At 66.5% G+C, this 15,029-nt stretch carries 15 protein-coding genes and 1 pseudogene; 13 read left to right on the forward strand and 3 right to left on the reverse strand.

Annotated elements, in window-relative coordinates; translation table 11 throughout:
- Positions 1–6: 6 nt before the first annotated feature.
- Complete coding sequence (locus DB708_RS00615; protein WP_108920114.1) at positions 7–336, reverse strand: PE-PGRS family protein; 330 nt, start codon at positions 334–336, stop codon at positions 7–9.
- Between the two features lie 134 nt (positions 337–470).
- On the opposite strand from DB708_RS00615, the gene DB708_RS00620 reads away from it, so the two are divergent.
- From DB708_RS00620 to DB708_RS00635, 4 genes are read left to right on the forward strand one after another with little or no spacing between them, the layout of a single operon-like run.
- Positions 471–1,253: an SDR family oxidoreductase gene (locus tag DB708_RS00620; RefSeq protein WP_108920020.1), complete on the forward strand. Its 783-nt coding sequence runs from the start codon at positions 471–473 to the stop codon at positions 1,251–1,253.
- On the forward strand, positions 1,250–2,443 hold the full coding sequence (locus DB708_RS00625; protein WP_108920021.1) for an acyl-CoA dehydrogenase family protein: 1,194 nt from the start codon (positions 1,250–1,252) through the stop codon (positions 2,441–2,443). The genes DB708_RS00620 and DB708_RS00625 overlap by 4 nt, the downstream gene beginning before the upstream one ends.
- Entirely contained in the window at positions 2,440–3,537 is a 1,098-nt protein-coding gene (locus tag DB708_RS00630) for an acyl-CoA dehydrogenase family protein (RefSeq protein ID WP_108920022.1), read from the forward strand. The genes DB708_RS00625 and DB708_RS00630 overlap by 4 nt, the downstream gene beginning before the upstream one ends.
- Before the next feature lie 5 nt (positions 3,538–3,542).
- Positions 3,543–4,772, forward strand: a complete 1,230-nt coding sequence (locus DB708_RS00635; protein WP_108920023.1) for a glycosyltransferase — start codon at positions 3,543–3,545, stop codon at positions 4,770–4,772.
- Here DB708_RS00635 and DB708_RS00640 read toward each other — a convergent pair.
- Entirely contained in the window at positions 4,769–5,518 is a 750-nt protein-coding gene (locus DB708_RS00640; RefSeq protein WP_108920024.1) for a dienelactone hydrolase family protein, read from the reverse strand. The two genes, DB708_RS00635 and DB708_RS00640, sit on opposite strands and share 4 nt — an antisense overlap.
- A gap of 165 nt (positions 5,519–5,683) precedes the next feature.
- On the opposite strand from DB708_RS00640, the gene DB708_RS00645 reads away from it, so the two are divergent.
- From DB708_RS00645 to DB708_RS00685, 9 genes are all read left to right on the forward strand, one after another.
- Positions 5,684–6,484: a thymidylate synthase gene (locus DB708_RS00645; RefSeq protein WP_108920025.1), complete on the forward strand. Its 801-nt coding sequence runs from the start codon at positions 5,684–5,686 to the stop codon at positions 6,482–6,484.
- Positions 6,481–6,966, forward strand: coding sequence for a dihydrofolate reductase (locus DB708_RS00650; RefSeq protein WP_108920026.1), 486 nt, complete (start codon positions 6,481–6,483; stop codon positions 6,964–6,966). Before DB708_RS00645 ends, DB708_RS00650 begins: the two co-directional genes overlap by 4 nt.
- Before the next feature lie 103 nt (positions 6,967–7,069).
- On the forward strand, positions 7,070–7,771 hold the full coding sequence (locus DB708_RS00655; RefSeq protein WP_108920027.1) for a DivIVA domain-containing protein: 702 nt from the start codon (positions 7,070–7,072) through the stop codon (positions 7,769–7,771).
- 41 nt (positions 7,772–7,812) lie between these two features.
- Positions 7,813–9,048 (forward strand): winged helix-turn-helix domain-containing protein, encoded by a 1,236-nt coding sequence (locus DB708_RS00660; RefSeq protein WP_108920028.1) that lies wholly within the window; start codon positions 7,813–7,815, stop codon positions 9,046–9,048.
- Complete coding sequence (locus DB708_RS00665) at positions 9,048–10,436, forward strand: class I SAM-dependent DNA methyltransferase (protein WP_108920029.1); 1,389 nt, start codon at positions 9,048–9,050, stop codon at positions 10,434–10,436. The genes DB708_RS00660 and DB708_RS00665 overlap by 1 nt, the downstream gene beginning before the upstream one ends.
- Positions 10,430–11,485, forward strand: coding sequence for a restriction endonuclease subunit S (locus DB708_RS00670; RefSeq protein ID WP_108920030.1), 1,056 nt, complete (start codon positions 10,430–10,432; stop codon positions 11,483–11,485). The genes DB708_RS00665 and DB708_RS00670 overlap by 7 nt, the downstream gene beginning before the upstream one ends.
- Positions 11,486–11,490: 5 nt before the next feature.
- Positions 11,491–12,243 (forward strand): FAD-dependent thymidylate synthase, encoded by a 753-nt coding sequence (gene thyX / locus DB708_RS00675; protein WP_108920031.1) that lies wholly within the window; start codon positions 11,491–11,493, stop codon positions 12,241–12,243.
- Between the two features lie 49 nt (positions 12,244–12,292).
- On the forward strand, positions 12,293–13,195 hold the full coding sequence (gene dapA, locus DB708_RS00680; RefSeq protein WP_108920032.1) for a 4-hydroxy-tetrahydrodipicolinate synthase: 903 nt from the start codon (positions 12,293–12,295) through the stop codon (positions 13,193–13,195).
- A gap of 7 nt (positions 13,196–13,202) precedes the next feature.
- Positions 13,203–14,879, forward strand: coding sequence for a ribonuclease J (locus DB708_RS00685; protein ID WP_108920033.1), 1,677 nt, complete (start codon positions 13,203–13,205; stop codon positions 14,877–14,879).
- On the opposite strand, the pseudogene DB708_RS00690 reads toward DB708_RS00685, so the two are convergent.
- A pseudogene (locus tag DB708_RS00690) lies at positions 14,876–14,980 on the reverse strand (SAM-dependent methyltransferase); the annotation flags it as partial. The gene DB708_RS00685 and the pseudogene DB708_RS00690 sit on opposite strands and share 4 nt — an antisense overlap.
- Between the last annotated feature and the right edge of the window lie 49 nt (positions 14,981–15,029).

Raw genomic sequence — 15,029 nt, forward strand, 5'->3', positions numbered from 1 at the left:
GGGGAATCAGGCGTGGCCGGATCCGCAGCCAACGCCCGGCAGGCATCCGGTACCGCCCGGAACGCCGCCCGGGCCGGCGTTCTGGCCGCCGGAGCCGCAGCCGACGCCCGGCAGGCAGCCAGTACCACCCGGACCGCCGCCCGGGCCGCTGTTCTGGCCGCCGGAGCCGCAGTTGCCGTTGGCGTCGCAGCCGCCGCCGCCCGGGTCGTCCTTGAAGACGACGTGGGTCGCAGACGGGCCGGTCATCGCCGGGCCGGTCGCAAAACTATCCGCGGCGGCCATCGGTGCGGCGGCGATCGCGGCAGCAACAGCCCCGCCGAGAACCAGTGGTTTCAGGAGGGTCAATTTCGCTAACATGCGACTCGCATACCACGCACGCACGCGAACAAAACCTCCCAGAAAAGATTGGTTGACAATCTACGTTCTCTGCTGGCGAAGTTGGCCCCCCACAAAACAAAAGGTGTACGAAGATGACTTCACTGGATTTGACCGGCCGTACTGCGATTATCACGGGAGCCTCGCGCGGAATCGGGCTGGCGATTGCCCAACAGCTGGCGGCGGCGGGCGCCAATGTGGTGCTCACCGCCCGCAAACAGGAAGCGGCGCAAGAGGCTGCGGCGCAAGTCGGAGAGCGGGCGCTGGGCGTGGGGGCACACGCGGTCGACGAGGACGCCGCGCGCAGCTGCGTAGATCTCACGCTGGAAAGGTTCGGCAGCGTTGACATCCTGATCAACAACGCGGGCACCAATCCGGCATTCGGGCCGCTGATCGAGCAGGATCACGCGCGGTTCAGCAAGATCTTCGAGGTGAATCTGTGGGCTCCGCTGTTGTGGACTTCGCTTGCTGTCAAGGCATGGATGGGCGAACACGGCGGCGCGATCGTCAACACCGCCTCGATAGGCGGGCTGCACCAATCGGTGGGGATGGGCATGTACAACGCCACCAAGGCGGCGCTGATCCACGTCACCAAGCAACTGGCCCTGGAACTGTCGCCGCGCATCCGGGTCAATGCGATTGCCCCGGGAGTGGTTCGCACCAGGTTGGCCGAGGCGCTATGGAAGGACCACGAAGACCCACTGGCATCGCAGATTGCGCTCGGACGTATCGGTGAGCCAACCGATGTGGCGAACGCGGTGGCCTTTCTGGTTTCCGACGCGGCGAGCTGGATCACCGGTGAGACGATGGTCATCGACGGCGGTTTGCTGCTGGGCGGTGCGCAGGGCTACCAGATGCGGCCCGAAGGCACGCCATGAGCGCGCAGGATTTCTCGGCCGACGTTACCGCGCGGGTGCAGGCTCTGCTGGACGAGCACGACCCGGCAACCACCGAGCCTCGCGATTTCCTTGGTGCGCAATTCGATGCCGGGTTGGCCTGGGTGCACCTGCCGCCGGGTTTCGGCGGATGCGACCTGCCGCGTAAAGCGCAGGAACTGGTGAACACTCGGTTGGCCGCCGCGGGCGCACCGGTGGGCGGAACCGTCAAGAACTTCATCGGCATGGGCATGGCGGCCCCGACCATCGCGGCCTTCGGCACCGACGAGCAGAAACGAAAGTTCTTGCGCCCGTTGTTCACCGGCGAACAGGTTTACTGCCAGCTATTCAGCGAACCGGGCGCGGGATCGGACTTGGCCGGGGTGGCGACGCGCGCGGTCCGCGACGGTGACGACTGGATTGTCAACGGGCAGAAGGTGTGGACGTCGATGGCGCAACACGCGCAGATGGCCATCCTGGTTGCCCGCACCGACCCGACCGTGCCCAAGCACGCGGGTTTGACCTACTTCGTCTGCGACATGACGCAACCGGGTGTTGATGTCCGGCCGCTGCGCCAGATCACCGGTGAGGCCGAGTTCAACGAGGTGTTCCTCACCGATGTCCGCGTGCCCGATGCGAATCGGCTCGGCCCGGTGGGTGGCGGCTGGCGGGTTGCGACCACCACGCTCAACAACGAACGTGTCGCGATCGGTGCCAGTTCCGGTGTTCCGCGGGAGGGCGGGATCATCGGCAAGATCGCCCGCGCATGGCGAGACGAACCGGGGCTGCGCAACGGCGCGATGCACGACGAGCTGATGCGGCTCTGGGTGGAGGCGGAAGTCCTTCGACTGGCGGGGGAACGGCTGGGGCAGCAGGCCGTAGCGGGCCAGCCTGGGCCGGAGGGCGCCGGCATGAAGATCGCCTTCGCCAAGCTGGCGCAATCGCTTTCGGGTTTCGACATCGAGCTGCACGCCGAGTCCGGCCTACAGTACGACGATTGGACGATGCGCAGAACAGAAGTCGTCGACTTGGTCGGCCGCGAACCCGGATACCGCTACCTGCGGGCACGCGGTAACTCGATCGAGGGTGGCACGTCGGAAATCTTGCGCAACACCATTTCTGAGCGGATTCTCGGCCTGCCGGGCGAACACCGCGTCGACAAGGATGTCGCCTGGAAGGACCTGAACCGATGAGCATCGGGGACTTGCTTTACTCCGACACCGAGGAGGCGCTGCGCGACAGCGTCCGCCACCTGTTCGCCGAGCGGTGTGCACCCGAGGTGGTAGCTCGGGCTTATGACCCAGAGCCGCAAGACTTTTCCGACCTATGGCTGCGGCTTGGCGGCGAGCTGGGGGTTGCGGGTCTGCTGGTGCCGGAATCGCTTGGCGGTGCCGGCGGCAGTGCCCGTGAGGCCGCGGTCGTGATGGAGGAGATCGGCCGCGCCGTCGCGCCGGTGCCGTTCTTGTCCAGTGCGGTGCTTGCCACGGTCGCGTTGTTGGTGGCCGGCGACACCGAAACCCTTTCTGGGCTGGCCCAAGGTGAGTTCACCGCGGCGCTGGCGGTGCCGCTGTCGACCGCGCCCGGCGACGCGATCGCGGGGGTAAGTGTCGGGGCGGACGGGCTGAGCGGGGCGGTCAGCAGCGTCGCCGGCGCCGGTCAAGCCGACGTCTTGGTGGTGCCAGTCGCAGACGCCGACGGTCTCGAGCTGCACACCGTCGCCGCCAACGCAGCGGGTGTGCAGGTGTCACCGCTGCTGGCCCTGGATATGACGAGACCCCTTGCCAATGTACGTTTTTCGGCAGCGCCGTCAACGGCGGTCGGACCGGCGGATGCCGCAGTGGCCGCCGCGCTACAGATGGGTGCGGCGCTGCTGGCGTCCGAGCAACTCGGGCTGGCGCAATGGTGTTTTGAGACCACCCTGGACTATGCCAAGCAGCGCAAGCAGTTCGGCCGCGCGATCGGCTCGTATCAGGCGATCAAGCATCGGCTTGCGGATCTGTGGTTCGAGGTCGGTGCGGCGACGGCGGCCGCACGTCACGCCGCGGACACCTGCGCTTCCGAAGATCGCGACGCGGGCATCGCGACGGCCGTTGCGCAGGCTTACTGCAGCGGTATCGCGGTGCATGCTGCCGAGGAGTGTGTGCAGCTACACGGCGGCATCGGCATGACATGGGAGTATCCGGCGCACCTATACCTCAAGCGAGCCAAGAGCGATCAGCTGGCCTTCGGCACTGCCTACCGTCATCGGGCCCGGCTGGCCGAGCTGGTGGACCTGCCGGCCGGCTGAGCGCCATGCGCGTGTTGCTGACGACATACGATTCGCGCGGCGGCGTCGAGCCCCTGCTGGGGCTTGCGGCCGGACTGCAATCGCTGGGCGCCCAGGTAGTGCTATGCACCCCGCCCGACGACGAATTCGCCCAACGGGCAGCCGGTTTCGGTGTTCCGCTGGTGGGATTTGGTCCGTCGGTGCGCGCGATGGCGACCGGAGCGACGCGGTCGTCCGAAGAGGACCTGCGCGACCACCTGCTCGGGTTGGTCGCCGAGCAGTTCGACACGGTCGCCGCCGCCGCGCAGGGATGCGACGCGCTGGTGTCGGCAGGCCTGGTGTGGACGTCGGCCGGGGCACGATCGGTGGCCGACAAACTCGGCATCCACTACGTCTACGCCAGCTACCACCCAACTCATCTGCCGTCGCCGTATCACCCGCCACCCGAGTACGTGGGCCGGGGGATGGGGACCACCGAGATCGACAACCGGATGATGTGGGATCACAACGCGCGCAACGCCAATACGTTGTTCGGTCCGACGCTCAACAGCCACCGCGCGGCGATCGGCCTGGCCCCGGTTGACAACGTGCGTGCTTACGCCTACACCAACCGGCCGTGGCTGGCCGCCGACCCGACGCTGGGTCCCTGGCAGCCGCTGGCCGACTTCGATGTCGTGCAAACCGGAGCGTGGCTGCTGCACGACGAACGCCCGCTGCAAGCCGAGTTGGAGGAGTTCCTCGATGCCGGCACACCGCCGGTGTACCTAGGGTTCGGCAGCATGCCGCTGTGGGGCGCCGGGGAAGTCGTTCCGATGGCGATCGAGGCGATCCGCGCCCAGGGCCGGCGCGTGCTGCTCTCGCACGGCTGGGCCGAGCTGGCGTTGCACGATGACCGCGACGACTGTTTCGCCGTCGGCGAGGTCAATCAGCAGGCGTTGTTCGGGCGGGTGGCCGCTGTCGTGCACCACGGCGGCGCGGGCACAACGACGACGGCCGCCCGGGCCGGCGCGCCCCAGCTGGTGATACCGCAGGGGGCCGACCAGGTGTACTGGGCCTGCCGGGTGGCCGAGCTGGGCATCGGTACCGCATGCGACGGTCCGACACCGCCCCCGGGCGCCCTGCCGGTCGCGCTCGAGGCGGCCCTGGCCGACGAGACCCGCGCCCAAGCCGGCGCCGTCGCGGCCACTGTCCGCACCGACGGTTCGACGGTGGCCGCACGGTTATTGCTCGACGCGGCGAGCCGCGAAAATCGTTAGCGCGGCAGCGCCGAGGCGAAGACCCCCGTCATCGCCTCCCAGTGCCGCTCGGCAGCGGCCGCGTCATACGGCGCGTTGTCCGGTACCGCGAAGCCGTGTGCTGCGTGGTACCACTCGATGGTGTGCCGCACACCGGCCGCCGTCAGCGCCTTGTCCAGCTGTTCGGCGTGGTCGGTAGTGAAGGCCGCATCGTTCTCGGCACCGCCCACATACACCGTGGCGGTCATCCGGTCGGCCAGCAGATGCGGGCTGTCCGCGGTATCGGTCACCAAACCGCCGCCGTGGAAGGACGCCGCGGCAGCGACACGGTCCGGAACACGGCCGGCCACCATTACCGAGATTCGCCCGCCCATGCAGTAGCCGCACACGCCGAAGCGTTCGCCGGATACCTCGGGGCGAGCCGACAGGTAGTCGAAGAATGCCCGGGCGTCGGTGGTGATCTTGTCTGCTGTCAGGCTGCCGATCATGGAAAACAGGCGTTTGCGTTCTGCATCGTCGCCGAACACGCTGGCCATGTCGAAGGGGGCCCAGTCGCCGTTGCGGTAGTACACATCCGGTAGCAGCACCGTGTAGCCGAATCCGGCCAGTTTGGCCGCCATTTGCTGGAAGGTATCGCGAAGTCCACCGGCGTCGGGGTACATGACCACGCCCGGCCACGGGACTTGGGATTCCGGACCTTCGGGGGTGAACAAGTGGACGGTGCAGGTCCCGTCGGTGGTGGTGATGGTGTCGGTGATATTCGGCATGGCACCCGTTCTACTCCGCAACTGTGGACGGAAAGTAATCGGCGTGAGCGGGAGGTGCCCCCACGCGCGCCGGCTTCGCCGCGCTCGCGATCGCCGCGCGAATTTTTGGCGTCGACCCGCCGCGCCCGGCTTCGCCGCGCTCGCGATCGCCGCTAAGCTGACCGCGTGCCGATCGCGACGCCCTACGAGGACTTACTGCGCCAGGTCCTCGAGACGGGTTCGGTCAAACCGGACCGCACCGGCACCGGAACCCGCAGCCTGTTCGGCCGGCAGTTGCGTTACGACCTGTCCGCCGGCTTCCCGCTGCTGACCACTAAGAAGGTCCATCTCAAATCGGTGGTCTACGAGTTGCTGTGGTTCCTGCGCGGCGACTCCAACGTGAGCTGGCTACACGAACATGGCGTCACGATCTGGGACGAATGGGCCAGTGACACAGGCGATCTCGGCCCCATCTACGGCGTGCAGTGGCGATCCTGGCCGACCCCGTCGGGTGAACACATCGATCAGATCAGCGCCGCGCTGGAGCTGCTGCGCACCGACCCGGACTCCCGGCGCAACATCGTGTCGGCCTGGAACGTCGGAGAAATCCCGCAGATGGCGCTGCCGCCGTGTCACGCGTTCTTCCAGTTCTACGTCGCCGACGGGCGGCTGAGTTGCCAGCTTTACCAGCGCAGCGCGGACCTGTTTTTGGGCGTGCCGTTCAACATCGCCAGCTACGCGCTGCTCACCCACATGATGGCGGCCCAGGCCGGCCTCGGCGTGGGGGAGTTCGTCTGGACCGGCGGCGACTGCCACATCTACGACAACCACGTCGAACAGGTGCGGACCCAGCTCGGTCGCGATCCGCGGCCGTATCCGGAACTTTCTCTGGCCCAACGGGATTCGATTTTCGACTACACCTACGACGACGTCGTCGTAAAGAATTACGATCCGCATCCGGCGATCAAAGCGCCCGTCGCTGTATGACGATCGTCGGCTTGGTGTGGGCTCAGTCCACATCCGGGGTCATCGGCCGCAATGGCGACATCCCCTGGCACGTGCCCGAGGACCTGGCCCGCTTCAAGCAGGTGACCGTGGGCCATACCGTGGTGATGGGCCGGCGGACCTGGGATTCGTTGCCGGCCGCGGTGCGGCCGCTGCCGCGGCGGCGAAACATCGTCGTGTCCCGTCAAGCCGACTTCTGTGCGCAGGGAGCCGAAGTGGTCGACTCACTCGACGAGGCCCTGACCGAGCCTGAGGCGTGGGTGATCGGCGGCGCCGAGATTTACCGTCTCGCGCTGCCGCACGCCACCCGGTGCGAGGTCACCGAGATCGAGATCGACCTGGTCCGCGACGACGACGACGCGCTGGCCCCGGTGCTCGACGAGACCTGGCTCGGTGCGATGGGGGAGTGGCAGGTCAGCCGGTCTGGGCTGCGATATCGGTTTCACAGCTATCGTCGGCCTTGAGTGCACGTCTGCGCGTCAACTTTCGTGACCTGACATACTCGGACGGGGGTCGGCGGCGTCGGTGTGACGGAACTTCCAGCATTTCCAGGGAGGGGAATTGGCAGTGATAACCGAACCCACAACGCTGTTCACCCGCAAATTCATGGGCTACGACGCGACCGCGGTTGATGCCCACATCGAGATGTTGAGCACCAAGCAGAGCCTGCTGCTCAACGACGTCGAAAGCCTGCGGGCTCGGCTGAAGGAATCCGGGGACGAAGCGGCCGCGCTGCGCAAGGAAGTCGCCGTCCTGACGGACACCTCACCGGCGCCCCACGCGATGCAGCAACGGATGGCGAGGATGCTGCGGCGTGCGGTCGACGAGATTTCGGAGATGCAGGCCGAGGCGCGGGCCGAGGCAGAAGCGCTGATCACGGCTGCCGAATCGGAAATCGAGACTGAGCGGCGCAAGCACCAAGAGGTGTTGGCGGACATGGCCTCGCAGCAAAAGGCGCTGGAAGCGCAGTATCGCGAAACCAAGGAGACGCTCGACGCCGAACTGGCCAGCATGCGCGACGACGCCCAGCAGGCGCGTGCGCAGCTGCTCGCCGAGGCCAAGGAACGGATCGACCGCGACCGCGAGCAAGCCCGCCGGGCAGTGGACGCGGCGAGCGACCAACGGGTGAAGGTCCTGGAACAACTGATGGGCGTGTACCGCGACCTGGAATCGGTTCCGGCCGCGCTTGAGACGGCTTACCAAGAACAAAAGAATCCGCCGGATCGCAGCGCGGCGGCACCGGTAGAGGAGACGGCCAGCGCGGGGTGAGCCTTCGCTGAGACCGCCCGATTGACCGGTATTCTCGGCGCGTGTCGATCAGCAAGCTATCCGCCGCGCAAGCCCGGCGGATAGCCGTTGCGGCCCAAGAGTTTAACGAGCCGCGACCTGGTGGTGCCATCACCCGGGCCCACCTGCGTCGACTGATTTCGAGAATTCAAGTGCTGCAACTAGATTCGGTTTCAGTGGCGGTTCGTGCGCATTACGCGCCGGTGTTCAGCAGGCTTGGCCCCTACGACCGCGACGTACTGGACCGCGCCGCCTGGGGCCCACCCTCGTCGCGGCTGCTGGCCGAGTACTGGGCACACGAGGCCGCACTGATGGCCGTCGACGACTGGCCGCTGATGCGCTGGCGGATGCGCCAGTACCAGCACGGCCGCTGGGGCACCCATATCGTCAAGGCCAATCCGCAGCTTGCCGACAAGATCGTCGCCGCCGTCAGCGAACTCGGGCACAGCACCGCCGGACAGATCGAGGCTCATCTCGAGTCCGAACCGCGCGGGCCCAAAGGAAGCTGGTGGGGCAGTCGCAGCGACACCAAATGGGTGGCCGAAGCGCTGTTCGCCTCGGGGGTGCTGACCACTGCCACCCGGGTCGGTTTCGCCCGCCACTACGACCTGGTGGAACGGGTGCTGCCGGCCGGCGTGCTGGCCCGCGAGGTCGACGATGTCGAGGCCATCCGCGAGCTCATCCTGCGAGCGGCCACCGCTTTAGGGGTGGGCACCGAGGCCGACCTCCGCGACTACTTCCGGCTGTCCGCGCAGCAGGTCAAACCAGCGATCGCCGAGCTGGTGGCCGCCGGCGACATCGAGGCGGTCAGCGTCGACGGTTGGTCGGCGCCCGCGTATCTGCACGCTGGCCGGTCGGTGCCCCGGCTGGATCGCGGCACCGCGCTGCTGTGTCCGTTCGACCCGTTGATCTTCTTCCGGCCCCGGGTGGAGCGGCTGTTCAACTTTCACTACCGCATCGAGATCTACACCCCCGCGGCCAAGCGCCAGTACGGCTACTACGTGTGGCCGCTGCTGGTGGACGGCGAGCTGAGGGCACGCGTGGACCTCAAAGCCGACCGCGCCGCCGACACACTGCGGGTCGCGGGCGCGTTCGGTGAGCCTTCCGATGCCGACCGAGCGTCGCGCTCCCGAGTGGCCGCCGCGCTGGCCGGGGAGCTGGACTCGATGGCGTCATGGCTTGGCCTGGGCGGGTTTACCGTGTCCGGCCGCGGTGATTTGGCCGGTGAATTGCGTAGTGCCGCCAAGCGGGTCAGCTGATGGCGCCGTCCAGGGAGCTCAAGACCACGTTGTGGAAGGCCGCCGAGAAGCTGCGCGGCTCGCTGTCGGCAAGTCAGTACAAGGACGTGATCCTGGGGCTGGTGTTCCTCAAGCATGTGTCAGATTTACGTTGGAAGTCGTTGGCGGACAAAGCAAAATCTGACAACATCGGTCAGCTCGTCGACGACGCGATGGACGTCGTGATGGCGGCGAACCCGGCCCTTGCCGGGATGCTGCCGCGGATCTACGAAGACCTCGACCAGCGCCGGCTCGGTGAGCTGGTGGGTCTGCTCGACGGCGCGCGATTGCGCCCGCAGGGACCCCGGGATCTGATGGGGGAGGTGTACGAGTACTTCCTCGGCAATTTCGCTCGCGCGGAAGGCAAACGCGGCGGAGAGTTCTTCACACCGCCCAGCGTGGTGCGGCTGATCGTGGAGGTCCTGGAACCCTGCGGCGGTCGGGTGTACGACCCCTGCTGCGGCTCCGGCGGAATGTTCGTGCAGACCGAGAACTTCATCGCCGCCCACGACGGCGACCCGAAGAGCGTGTCCATCTACGGGCAGGAGGGCGTCGAGCAGACCTGGCGAATGGCGAAGCTGAACCTCGCTATTCACGGGATCGACGACACCGGCCTGGCCCGGGGCGACACGTTCGTGAATGATCTGCACGCCGGCATATGCATGGACTACGTGATGGCCAATCCACCGTTCAATATCAAGGATTGGGCTCGCGACGAACACGATGCGCGCTGGCGCTTCGGCGTTCCGCCCGCCGGCAACGCCAACTACGCGTGGATTCAGCACATCCTGTCCAAGCTGGCACCGGGTGGTGCGGCCGGCGTGGTGATGGCGAACGGCTCGATGTCGTCGAACACGCTCGGAGAGGGAGACATTCGCGCGCAGATCGTCGACGCGGATCTGGTGTCGTGCATGATCGCACTACCCGCACAGCTGTTTCGCAGCACCGGGATCCCGGTGTGCCTGTGGTTCTTCGCGCGGGACAAACGCAACCGCTGCGGTCAGGTGCTGTTCATCGACGCCCGCGGGCTCGGCTATCTCGTCGATCGCGCGGAACGCGCGCTGACTGACGAGGAGGTCACCGGTATCGGTGACACCTATCACGCGTGGTCCGGGTCGGGTTCCGCGGCCGCTAGAGGCATTGTGTACGAGGATATTTCGGGGTTCTGCAAATCCGTGTCGCTGGATGAGATCGCGGCAGCGGGTTACCTGCTTACACCGGGGCGGTATGTCGGCGCTCCGGCGGCGGATGCTGACGCGGAGCCCGCCGACGAGAAGATCGCGCGGCTGACCGCAGACCTAATGACCGCGCTCGACGAGTCCGCACGATTGGAAACGGTACTGCGGCAACAGGTGCGGCGGTTATGCTGAAGGCAACGCTCGGCGAGTATCTCGACTTCAGCACCGGAAGCCGATCGCCGGCGCGAATACCGGACGGGCGGTTCCCGGTCTATGGGGCCAACGGCGTGATCGGGTATGCGGCGCAACCCAATGCGAGCGGGCCGCTGATCGTGCTCGGTCGCGTCGGATCGTATTGCGGCAGCGTGCGCTATTGCGATTCCGATGTTTGGGTCACCGACAACGCTCTGGTGTGTCGGGCCAAAGAGCCTGCGGAGACCCGATATTGGTATTACGCGCTGCAAAACTGCAGGCTCAACGAGCATCGGGCGGGATCGGGGCAGCCGCTGCTCAACCAGGCAATTCTGTGTGACGTTTCGGTCCGGGCGGTCCCGGGACGCCAGCGGCAGCGGATCGCCGAGCTGCTCGGCGCTTTCGACGACAAGGTTGCCGTCAACCAGCGCGTGGTCGAGGCCGCCGAGCAGATGATGGTCGCCATCGTCGAGACGATCTCCGACCAGGTGCCGCTGTGCAACCTGGCGCAACGGTCGACGGTGCTTCGCGCGCCGGCGCAATTTGACCACGTCGTCGCGCATTTCAGCCTCCCGGCATTCGACGCCGGCGCCACACCTGCGCGCGTGAACGGCGCATCCGTGCGAAGCAGCAAGTTCGTGTTGTCGCAACCGTGCGTGTTGTTCGCCAAGTTGAACCCGCGCATTCCGCGAATCTGGAATGTGGTCCAGCTGCCTTCCGAAATGGCAGTGGCCAGCCCGGAATTCGTCGTGCTGCGCCCGATTGGCGTCGACACCTCGGCGCTGTGGGCGGCGATACGGCAGCCCGACGTCTCGCAGCGACTGCAGCAGCAGGTCGCCGGAACCTCGACTAGCCACCAACGCATCGCGCCGCGCGACCTGATGGACGTCGTGGTGCGCGATGTGCGGTGTCTGAGCGCCGATGCCGCGCAGACGATCACCACGCTGGGTGCGCTGTGTCACGCGAGGCGCAGCGAATCCCTGCGGCTGTCCGGTTTCCGCGACGCGTTGCTGCCGTTGCTGATGTCGACGACAGTCCAGATAGGGTAAGCGCCGTGGCCGAGATCGCGCCGCTGCGCGTGCAACTGATCGCCAAGACGGAGTTCTTGGCGCCGCCAGACGTGCCGTGGACCACCGACGCCGACGGCGGGCCGGCGCTGGTCGAGTTCGCCGGTCGGGCCTGCTACCAGAGCTGGTCGAAACCCAACCCCAAGACCGCGACCAACGCCGGGTACATCAAACACATCATCGACGTCGGGCATTTTTCGGTGCTCGAGCACGCAGCCGTGTCGTTCTACATCACCGGCATCTCGCGCTCGCTGACCCACGAGCTGATCCGGCACCGGCATTTCTCCTACTCGCAGCTCTCACAGCGCTACGTCCCCGAAACCGAATCGCAGATCGTCGTGCCGCCGGGCCTACAAGACGACCCCGAACTGCGGCAGATCCTGGCCGATGCGGCCGACGCCAGTCGTGCCACCTACACCGAACTGCTGGACAAGCTGGAAGCCAAGTTCGCCGATCAACCCAGCGCGGTGCTGCGGCGCAAGCAAGCGCGGCAGGCGGCCCGGGCCGTGCTGCCGAATGCCACCGAAACCCGCATCGTCGTGACCGGGAACTATCGGGCGTGGCGGCACTTCATCGCAATGCGCGCCAGCGAGCATGCCGACGTGGAAATCCGGCGTCTGGCCATCGAATGTCTGCGCCAGCTGGTAGCGGTCGCACCGGCGATATTCGCCGATTTCGAGATCTCCAACCTCACCGATGGGACCGAGGTCGCGACCAGTCCATTAGCCACCGAAGCCTAGGGGGCGCGGCGCCGAAATCGGCTTGGCACCGCCAGGTAATCTGGGACCCGTGAGTTCCGTCGGATTCGATGCCCCCGCGCGTCTGGGAACCTTGCTGACCGCAATGGTGACGCCGTTTGCCGCCGACGGCTCGCTTGACACCGCCGCGGCGGCGCGCGTGGCAAGCCACCTGGTAGACGCCGGCTGCGACGGCCTGGTCGTCTCGGGAACCACTGGTGAGTCGCCGACTACCACCGACGACGAGAAGCTCGAGCTGCTGCGCGCCGTCCTCGAAGCGGTGGGCGACCGGGCTCGGGTCATCGCCGGCGCCGGCAGCTACGACACCGCACACAGCATCAAGCTGGCCAAGGCCAGCGCGGCGCAGGGTGCGCACGGTCTGCTCGTCGTCACGCCGTACTACTCGAGGCCGCCGCAGAGCGGACTGATCGCGCACTTCACCGCCGTGGCCGACGCGACCGACCTGCCGGTGCTGCTTTACGACATCCCGCCGCGGTCGGTGGTCCCGATCGAGTCCGACACCATCCGCGCGCTGGCGTCACACCCGAATATCGTCGGGATCAAAGACGCCAAGGCCGATCTGCACAGCGGTAGCCAGATCATCGCGGAAACCGGATTGGCCTACTACTCCGGAGACGACGCGCTCAATCTGCCCTGGCTGGCGATGGGTGGCATCGGCTTCATCAGTGTGATTTCTCATCTGGCCGCTGGGCAGCTTCGAGAGTTATTGTCCGCCTTTAATTCCGGAGACATCGCCACCGCCCGCAAGATCAACGTCGCGGTCGCGCCGCTGTGCAACGCGATGGGCCGGCTGGGCGGAGTGACGATGTCCAAGGCGGGGCTGCGCCTGCAGGGCATTGACGTCGGCGATCCCCGGCTGCCGCAGATGGCGGCCACCCCCGAGCAGATCGACGCGCTGGCCGCCGACATGCGCGCGGCCTCGGTACTCAGGTGATCGACAGGTGAACGAAGACCTCAGCCCCCCAGGTCCGTTGACCGCAGGTGGGTTGCGGGTGACCGCGCTCGGCGGCATCAGCGAAATCGGCCGCAACATGACGGTTTTCGAACACCTGGGCCGGCTGTTGATCATCGACTGCGGGGTGATGTTTCCCACCCACGACGAGCCGGGCGTCGACCTGATTCTGCCCGACTTGCGCCACATCGAAGACCGGCTCGACGACATTGAGGCCCTGGTGCTAACGCATGCGCACGAGGACCACATCGGGGCGATCCCATTCCTGCTCAAGCTGCGGCCCGACATCCCAGTCGTCGGGTCCAAGTTCACCTTGGCGATGGTCGCCGCCAAGTGCCGCGAGCACCGCATCAAGCCGGTGTTCGTCGAAGTCAAAGAGGGACAGAGCAGCCACCACGGCGTGTTCGACTGCGAATACTTCGCCGTGAACCACTCCATCCCGGACGCACTGGCAATCGCCGTCTATACCGGCGCCGGAACGGTTCTGCACACTGGCGACATCAAACTGGACCAACAACCGCTGGACGGCCGGCCCACCGACCTCCCCGGCATGTCACGGCTCGGCGGCACCGGTGTGGATCTGTTTCTGTGTGACTCGACTAACGCCGGGATCCCCGGTGTCGGGCCGTCCGAGAGCGAGGTGGGTCCGACTCTGCACCGGCTGATCCGTGGTGCGGACGGGCGCGTCATCGTGGCGTGCTTTGCCTCCAACGTCGACCGGGTACAGCAAATCATCGATGCGGCAGTCGCTTTGGGCCGACGGGTATCGTTCGTCGGTCGATCCATGGTGCGCAACATGAGTATCGCCCGAGATCTGGGCTTCCTGCAGGTCAACGACTCCGACGTGATCGACATCGGGGCCGCCGAGATGATGGCGCCCGAGCGGGTGGTGCTGATCACCACCGGCACCCAGGGCGAGCCGATGGCGGCGTTGTCCCGGATGTCGCGCGGCGAGCATCGCAGTATCACGCTGACCGCGGGTGACCTCATCGTGCTGTCGTCGTCGCTGATCCCGGGCAATGAGGAAGCCGTCTACGGTGTCATCGACTCGCTGGCCAAGGTCGGCGCCCGAGTCGTCACCAATGCCCAAGCCCGGGTGCATGTTTCGGGCCATGCCTACGCTGGTGAGCTGCTCTTCCTGTACAACGGGGTGCGACCGCGCAATGTGATGCCGGTGCACGGAACCTGGCGGATGCTGCGAGCCAACGCCAAGCTGGCCGCCACCACCGGAGTGCCGGAAGAGTCAATCCTGTTGGCCGAGAACGGTGTCAGCGTTGACCTGGTCGGTGGCAGGGCGACGATCGCTGGCGCGGTGCCGGTTGGCAAGATGTTCGTCGATGGTCTGGTCACCGGCGATGTCGGCGACATCACGCTGGGCGAGCGGCTCATTCTGTCCGAGGGGTTTGTCGCGGTGACCGTGGTGCTCAGCCGCAGCACCGGGCGTTCGGCAACTACGCCGCACCTGTATTCCCGCGGCTTCTCCGAGGATCCCAAGGCGCTCGAGGCCGCCGTGCGTAAAGTCGAGGAAGAACTGGAAGCGCTGGCTGCCGCCAACGTGACCGACCCGATCCGGATAGCCCAGGGTGTGCGGCGCACTGTCGGAAAGTGGGTGGGCGAAACCTATCGCCGCCAGCCCATGATCGTGCCGACCGTCATCGAGATCTAGATTTTCTCGGCGTCAGCCGACCATTCCAGTTGCGACGCGTTGAGATGGCGGCCGGTGGGCTCGACGTAACGTGTGACGAGTTCATCCGGTCCGGCCTGCTCGACGGCGGCCAGCACTATGGGACCAAAAGCATTCTGCGCAGCGGGGTTT

The organism is Mycobacterium montefiorense (genome assembly GCF_003112775.1).
GTDB classification, from domain to species: domain Bacteria; phylum Actinomycetota; class Actinomycetes; order Mycobacteriales; family Mycobacteriaceae; genus Mycobacterium; species Mycobacterium montefiorense.